This window comes from Borreliella californiensis, assembly GCF_014205885.1.
GTDB lineage: Bacteria > Spirochaetota > Spirochaetia > Borreliales > Borreliaceae > Borreliella > Borreliella californiensis.
The window spans coordinates 68,317-74,368 of record NZ_JACHFB010000004.1 but is presented as its reverse complement, the minus strand read 5'-3'; the positions used below and the strand labels follow the sequence as shown (position 1 = coordinate 74,368).

Below are 6,052 nucleotides of genomic sequence, written 5' to 3'. Positions count from 1 at the left end.
TCAAGCAATAAATCTAAAGAGACAAGTCGTGATTTAAGTATAAATGAGCGAATAACAAAAGAACTTGCAGAAGTTGAGGAGCGAGAGCGTGTTGAGAAATAATTGTTACTAGAAGCTGATCGTATAAATGAAATTGATACACTTGCAAAAGCGCATCTTAGCAGCCATTTCAATAAAGAAGCACTGCTTGCAAAGGGGTACACTCTAAAAGATATTATGCAAGCACAACGTAGAGAACTTATATGAAAGTAAAGTATAAACTTGATCTTAAAAACTATCTCTACTTAAACATAGGCTCTCAAATTAGGGACATATATTCTAGGATTATTTCAAATAACTATTCTGATATGGGAATTAGCTTTGAATATCAAGACTTTTTTGCTCCAGTTAATGAAGTAAAAGAGATTAAGTTTATGGAAATTAAAGTTTGTGTTAAAGATGTAGACACTGAAAGTATTTCAAAAATCAGTGATAGCGATTTTCAAACAAATAAAAAGATATTGCCATTAATGATGACACAATGCTACTTTTCAATACTACAGATAGATTGCTTATTGATATTGATAGTTAACAAACATGAAAATACCTAATTTTTTTCAAAAATACCGAAATTCATAAATTTATACGTACAGAAACAGAATATGCACAAGCACTACTTAATGAGCTTAAGTTTCTTAATTCCAACTTCATATCCATTAATGCAAAAGAAAATATAAAATTAAGATATATTACAATATGAATATCTCAAGCTCTATCTATTTTTTATTCAAAAACTCAAACTTTACAAAGCATTACAAGTAATATTAATAGTGTTATTTTTGCTTTAAGTCATATTGGCACTGATAAGTTATTTAGACTAATTTTCAAGGCCTTTTTAAATGTAGACATTGAAGTTAGCACTCCTGAAGCTGGTGTTATTGACATCTCCCTAAAAGGGGTAATAAAAACAAACTTTACTAAATTTATTTCCCCTAGCACTGAAAAAGGAAAACGGCTTAAAAAGATTCTAATTAGAGAAAAAAACCCGGGATGCGCTGCATCTAAAAAGGCTTTGGTATTTAACTCACTTCCTAAGGGCTATGATCATTCAATTTATGCTTTTATAAAGGGAATTATTCCTATTGGTAGAGTTCTCATTATTTGTGTAAAAATTGAATCGCTGCTTGCTATCCATTCACCTAATAACACTCTTGCTTTATATGCTGGTATATCTTTATATAATTTTTCTTGAGTTTCGATAAATTCTTTACTAAGTAGAACATTATCATAAGTTGCAAACTTATATGTCTTAAAAGTCGCTATATTATCAATATAATCGGTTTTAAAATAGTGCTCTGGATGGTCCAGATTAGTATCAAAAATAATAGTTTCTTGTCCACACCCAAGTCTTTTTAAGACTTCCTCTAAAGTTTGCTTGTGTAAAGTAGTGGCTTCATTAACAAAAATAAGTGCCGAATTACTACCCCTAAATCTTTCAAAATCACTTACCTTATCTCCTCCATATAAATTAATACGCAGTGAATCAATCAGAATATATGAATTATTTGTATGTCTTGGGATATAAGGAACTTTAAGAAGTTTGCATAGCTTTTCAAATTGTCCTAAAACATTAACTTCAACTGAACGCTGCGAATTACCCATAATGAAATTATTAGTATCACTAGAGTATAGCTTCTTATTTTTAATTAAACTTTTAAGAAAAAGATAACATGCAAGATACGTTTTGCCGCTAGCTATACCGCCACTAAGTATAATCTTCTTTTCATTATTCTTTTGAATACTTTTTATCACATTCTTTTGTTTTAAAGTTAAATGCTTATCTTCAAATCGATCAAAATTAACCGTAGAGCTTGTAGGCTTTAAAAATTTAGATATGTTAACTTCAAACTGATTTTTATATTGCTTTTGAAGTGTTGTAAAAAATTTTGTTTGATATAAGTTCACTTGTGCCCTTTACTATTTTTGTAGTTGCTTTTGCTTTCAGCTTCATTAACAGTAGCAAGTCTTTTCATACATTCATAGTAAAGCTCCATTTTCCTTATTGAATACTCCTTTACAAGGTCATTAAGCTCACTTTTTAAAGATTCAATATTTTCATTCACACAATTTGCATTTTTTTTATCACATTCTTTAGATAAAGAATCAATTTTACATTTTAAATCTTCTATTTTGGAAAGCACACTAGCAAGCTCAACACTAGAGGTATTGATTGAATTCACGTATAAATCCTAATTCTAAATTAGCGCGCTCTAAATCTAATTCCCCCCTAATTTTCCTAGCTTTAACTTCTGATTTAAAAGTTTGTGCTAAAAGATGTTCAAAAGTATCTTCACTAATTGTTACTCTAGATCACTCGTTTATATAAGTTTCTCCTCTTTCCCATTTTTGTCTCATTTTCCATACATTTACTTTAAAAACTCCCAATTTAACCGCTATTTCTCTATAATCTAACGATTCTTCTCTAAAATATACAGCATAATCATCAAAAGACCTTTTGGCTCTTTTCAAAAGAATTCTCCTAAATTAACAAAATTAACAAATTGTTACTCTAAACAGTAAAGCAATTTATTATTTGTTAACATAAACTGCTAATTTTTTAATATCCATTAACCGCCGATCTATCTTTACAAGATTTATTAAAAATGAACAATAAAAAATAAGACTAATAAACTAGTCTTATTTTTTATAATTTATGCTTCTAAAATTATTTATTGCAATTTTTCAGCTTATATTTGTTAATAATATAACTTTTAAGCCATTCTTCAATCTTTTTAGTTTCTTAATTAAAATTATGTTCATACATATCATATAAATCTTGAAAGTTACTAAGTCTAATACCGAAAGCCTCATTTATTTTTTGATTATCAATATTCTTACTTTTAAAACCCTGCTTGAAAATATTTTTTTTTAAAAAATTAGATCTCTAATTTTCTTTTAAAGCTAGCAATTTATTGCTTTCTACAATCCATTGATTACTTATTGACTTCATAATGGGATCTTCTTTATCAAAAGAATAACTAATAATCATATTTTTTATGTTGTTAGTTTTTTAAAATACTTCTTTTTTTAAAAAAAAGAGCAATCTTTGCCCCTTTTTTAGGGCTCTACACCCAAATGCCAACCCATTAATGCCTTCAAACATTAACATATCCTTTTTTCTTGCTTTAGTTTTCTTAGTATTGTTAATAGCGTCACCAATAGCAGTCCCAAATATATACATTAAGTTAAAAACATTTTTATCGGCCGATGCAATAACATATGCAATCTCATTTTCATTTTTTTCATTTCTTAATTCCCAATACGCACTATTTTATTGCAGTTTAAAATCTTCAAAATTAATATCATCCTCGTTACCATTAATGAGTCCTCTCAAAAATTCGCTAGCATTTAAAGAAAATAAAGCAAATAACAAATATAAAATGATATAAATTCTTTTCATTTATCATAATTCTCCAATATTAATAAGATAACAAGACTAGTTGCTAGTCTTGTTATTCATAATTTATGCTTATAAAAACCATTTATTTTATTTCGAAATCTTTTTTAGCTTTTCTTTAAGAAAAGCGTATAAGATTCTTTTTTCAAATTAAAATCTAATTTTTGGGCAAATCCGCCAAAATTTGTTTTAAAATTTGTTTAACTGTATTTGCTTTATCTTCAGAATAATCTTTTTTAAAATTATTTCTGGCATTATCTCCATATTTCTCAGCATAATCAATTTTATCCGAATTTAGTTGTATCAAATAATTGAAAATCGAATCTGGATAACCACCTATAAGTCTAATCATATCCTCAGACAGGAAAATACTATCAGTACTTATCTTAATTTTTATAAGATATTCAATAACCTCAAGAGCATCTAAAAAAACCCTTTTTTCTTTAATTCCAATTTTTCTTAAATCTCCTCTAATTCTAGGAGCATCGGAAAAAACATGACTTTTTTCATACTCATTTTTAAAATCATAATTATCTAGTCTTTTATTTATTAAATTAAAATCTTCTTCAGAAAAAGCTCTTTTGGTTTCTATATAATTTTCTTCTATATTTGCACTTAAACTTACTACAAATAAAAACAAAAATATTAACAGATTAATTTTTTTCATATCCCTCTTCCTAGCTTTATTGCCTAAATTTCAACAATGTAAATGCGAATAAACAATAAGACTTGTTGTTAGTCTTGTTGTTTATAATTTTTACTACCAAAAACCATTTTTTATTATTTTTATCTTCTGAATTTTGAGGCTCTGTTAGCTTTTCAAGCTCTTCTTTAATATTTTAAAGCGCATCATCTATAACTTTTTTTGCAAACTTATCAGTATCAGTACTATCATTAGCAGAATAACTTCCATTTACACCTAATTTTTTAGCATATAGAAAAGCTTCTCGTCCAATCTTGCCTTGATTTTTAACTTTATCAGTATTTTCAGTTACTGATTCAACTTGTCTTTTTTTAAACTCTTCCAATTTCTGTTTAGCCTCTTCTAATTCTTTTTTTCTATCCTCTTTTGTCTTTTTTGAGCTATCTTTAAGCTCCTTTAATTCTTCCTTCTATCTTTTCTTCAAGACCTTTCTCTTTTAATCCTAGATCTTCAAAAACACCTTGAGCCACTTGCTCTTCAGCTTGTACTTGTGGTCTATCGACTTGCATTAATTCTTCAACTTTTGAATAAGCTTCTGATCCAAGCTTTTTTAAACCGCCAACCAACTCTTCTTTTTTTGTATCTAAAAATCCCTTAACTTTTCCTTTTAAATCTTGTTCTAAACTTTTTTTTACATCTTCACCACTTGCGTAATTCTTACAAGAAATTATAATCACAAAAACAACACAAATAGCAAACATTTTCCTTTTCTTATTCATAAGATACTCCATAAGTCTTAAGCTTAACGCAACACCTAACAATTACAATCTTTTTAAAGATTTAAATATTTGATTTTGTTACATTTTAAATTATATATTAACAAAACTCAAATGTAATTTGAACCAACTCTTAAAAATCTCTCCATTGCAAATGGCCTACTCACTACAAAAGATTATAAAACACATACAAATTAAATTTCAAAGTCTTTGCTATATGTTAGATAAAGTATACTTTTCTTAAGTATACTCCTTAGAAATTGCCACTTCTGCTTATTATAGCTACCATAAAACCCAAATTTCGCTTGCAACAAGAACCTCCGCAATTTGACTAAAATTTTCGATTTTTGTTAAAAAATAAATTACAATTTATATCTATTTTTATTACTTTTACTTAATTTAAAAGTAACACTTATAAGTAACTTGTCTTATAGACATTAATAATTATTTTAATTTAAATAATATCAGTATAGATTTCATACTCAAAAAACCATAAGATTATCAAAATCTTGCAAATGAAAACAAAATTCTTAAAAATTCACTCAAAAGTTCAACTAAACTTAAAAAAGAATCTTTAAAACTAACTCCTAAATTTTATTTGCCCCCAAAAATTAGCAACATAATTAAAAAATGTATCAAAACTCTAACACAAACTGATCCAATATCTGGTTGGTTTCTACATCTACTGACAATAAGCGGATGCGGGGACACTGAAATGCAAGATATTACCCCATTATTCAATAAAACTGGAGAGACTTTATACAATATAAAAGTAAATATCAAAAAAAAGAAATGTTGCTTGTATTAGAAGAAATTGTCATAAGCTCCAAAGAGTTTGAAGCTATCCAAACGACACACAAAAATCATTTTAATTAGAAAAATCTTGATACAAGACGCACTTATTTTTTTAAAAAATCCAAACATAAGTTTAAAGATAATCAAATTAGCATTATACATATTTCTTTCTAATAAATTTAAAAATCTTCTTAAAGAATCAGGATTTCGTGCAAATAAATCACTTCACTTATGTAGAAATTTATTTATTTCAAATTTAAAATCTAATGGATACAATTCTTTCCAAATTAAAGAACTTATGAAATATTCTTCAACTTCCGAAATTGACAATATCTATGGACTCTCTGCTGCAAACAAAATTCAAGCTTATGAAAGTATTAAAAATACCCTTAAACTTTAGTA

3 protein-coding genes and 7 pseudogenes are annotated in these 6,052 nt (G+C 27.1%); 4 read left to right on the top strand and 6 right to left on the bottom strand.

Annotated elements, in window-relative coordinates; translation table 11 throughout:
• The 3 pseudogenes from HNP67_RS04850 to HNP67_RS04860 all read left to right on the top strand — a co-directional run.
• Nucleotides 1-243, top strand: a pseudogene (locus tag HNP67_RS04850) (DUF1357 family protein); the annotation flags it as partial.
• Nucleotides 240-571 (top strand): annotated as a pseudogene (locus HNP67_RS04855) (DUF276 domain-containing protein); the annotation flags it as partial. The pseudogenes HNP67_RS04850 and HNP67_RS04855, both read left to right, overlap by 4 nt.
• A 5-nt stretch (nt 572-576) precedes the next feature.
• Nucleotides 577-1,231 (top strand): annotated as a pseudogene (locus HNP67_RS04860) (DUF735 family protein).
• Here HNP67_RS04860 and HNP67_RS04865 read toward each other — a convergent pair.
• The 6 genes and pseudogenes from HNP67_RS04865 to HNP67_RS04885 form a co-directional block, all read right to left on the bottom strand.
• Nucleotides 1,138-1,944: pseudogene (locus tag HNP67_RS04865) on the bottom strand (PBSX family phage terminase large subunit); the annotation flags it as partial. The pseudogenes HNP67_RS04860 and HNP67_RS04865 overlap by 94 nt on opposite strands.
• Nucleotides 1,941-2,508: pseudogene (locus tag HNP67_RS04870) on the bottom strand (DUF603 domain-containing protein). The pseudogenes HNP67_RS04870 and HNP67_RS04865, both read right to left, overlap by 4 nt.
• 541 nt (nt 2,509-3,049) lie before the next feature.
• Nucleotides 3,050-3,220 carry a hypothetical protein gene (locus HNP67_RS06885; RefSeq protein ID WP_236845736.1) on the bottom strand — a complete coding sequence of 57 codons (171 nt, stop codon included), beginning with the start codon at nt 3,218-3,220 and terminating at the stop codon, nt 3,050-3,052.
• Between the two features lie 90 nt (nt 3,221-3,310).
• Nucleotides 3,311-3,439, bottom strand: coding sequence for a hypothetical protein (locus HNP67_RS07060; protein WP_272872305.1), 129 nt, complete (start codon nt 3,437-3,439; stop codon nt 3,311-3,313).
• A gap of 154 nt (nt 3,440-3,593) precedes the next feature.
• Entirely contained in the window at nt 3,594-4,103 is a 510-nt protein-coding gene (gene eppA / locus HNP67_RS04880) for an exported protein A EppA (protein WP_184125397.1), read from the bottom strand.
• A gap of 172 nt (nt 4,104-4,275) precedes the next feature.
• Nucleotides 4,276-4,858 (bottom strand): annotated as a pseudogene (locus HNP67_RS04885) (outer surface protein ErpG).
• 427 nt (nt 4,859-5,285) lie between these two features.
• On the opposite strand from HNP67_RS04885, the pseudogene HNP67_RS04890 reads away from it, so the two are divergent.
• Nucleotides 5,286-6,050 (top strand): annotated as a pseudogene (locus HNP67_RS04890) (site-specific integrase).
• The last annotated feature ends 2 nt before the right edge of the window (nt 6,051-6,052 follow it).

Coding starts and splice junctions, on each gene's coding strand:
- eppA (WP_184125397.1), bottom strand. CDS start 4,103: ATGAAAAAAATTAATCTGTTAATATTTTTGTTTTTATTTGTAGTAAGT.
- HNP67_RS06885 (WP_236845736.1), bottom strand. CDS start 3,220: ATGTATATATTTGGGACTGCTATTGGTGACGCTATTAACAATACTAAG.
- HNP67_RS07060 (WP_272872305.1), bottom strand. CDS start 3,439: ATGAAAAGAATTTATATCATTTTATATTTGTTATTTGCTTTATTTTCT.